A 1,034-nucleotide genomic window follows, 5' to 3' on the forward strand; every position below is an offset into this window, starting at 1 on the left:
ATCGGTAGCCGTTGGGATAGGCACCTCGGTTGCTAGTACTTGACATTCAGCAGTGATATCTGCTAAAGTAAGGTTATCAGGGATTGGTGCAGTTACATCATCGATGATGATGTTTTGCGTTTGTGTATCGGCATTTCCGTTCCCATCGTTAAAAGTCCAAGTGATGACATGCGTTCCTTGTGTGCTAATCGGGAAAGTTAAATTATGTGTTCCGTATATAGTTTCTCCACAATTATCGGTAGCCGTTGGGATAGGCACCTCGGTTGCTAGTACTTGACATTCAGCAGTGATATCTGCTAAAGTAAGGTTATCAGGGATTGGTGCAGTTACATCATCGATGATGATGTTTTGCGTTTGTGTATCGGCATTTCCGTTCTCATCGTCAAAAGTCCAAGTGATGACATGCGTTCCTTGGGTGCTAATCGGGAAAGTTAAATTATGTGTTCCTTGGATGGTTGCTCCACAATTATCGGTAGCCGTTGGGATAGGTACATCGGTTGCTAGTACTTGACATTCAGCAGTGATATCTGCTAAAGTAAGGTTATCAGGGGTTGGAGCAGTTACATCTTTTACGGTAACAATTGCCTGACAGGTAGCTGTAGCTCCATTGCTGTCTTCAACAGTTAGTAAAATAGTATTATCACCAATATTACTACAATCAAAGTCGGTTTTGTTAATACTGAGCGTAACATTACCTTCCAAATCTGATGAACCATTATCTACATCACTTGCAGTAATACTTATTTGTCCATTAGCATCTAACTGTACTGTAATATTTTTACAAATCGCTGTTGGTGGTGCATTTTGACTTTCAAAAGCTCCCATGTCTATTATATTATTGTATAAACGCGGGTTGCTGGCTAGGTCGGTATCGTTATTTATGTCACCTGTATAAAGACTATTACTACCTGTATTTATAGCAGGACTCCCATTTTTTAGGCTATAATCTCCGTTGGCGGGGTCTGTAAAAATATCAGTAGCGCTTAAACCTGTAGCATCGATGTTGCCGTTGGTAGTATTGCTATTTCCTTGTA

General features: G+C 40.5%; 1 protein-coding gene. It reads right to left on the reverse strand.

Going from position 1 to position 1,034, the window contains the following annotated elements; genetic code table 11:
* On the reverse strand, positions 1–1,034 hold a 1,034-nt coding region (locus GGR32_RS11950), incomplete at both ends, for an HYR-like domain-containing protein (RefSeq protein ID WP_281372641.1).

This window comes from Mesonia hippocampi, from assembly GCF_014197445.1.
Lineage (GTDB): Bacteria > Bacteroidota > Bacteroidia > Flavobacteriales > Flavobacteriaceae > Mesonia > Mesonia hippocampi.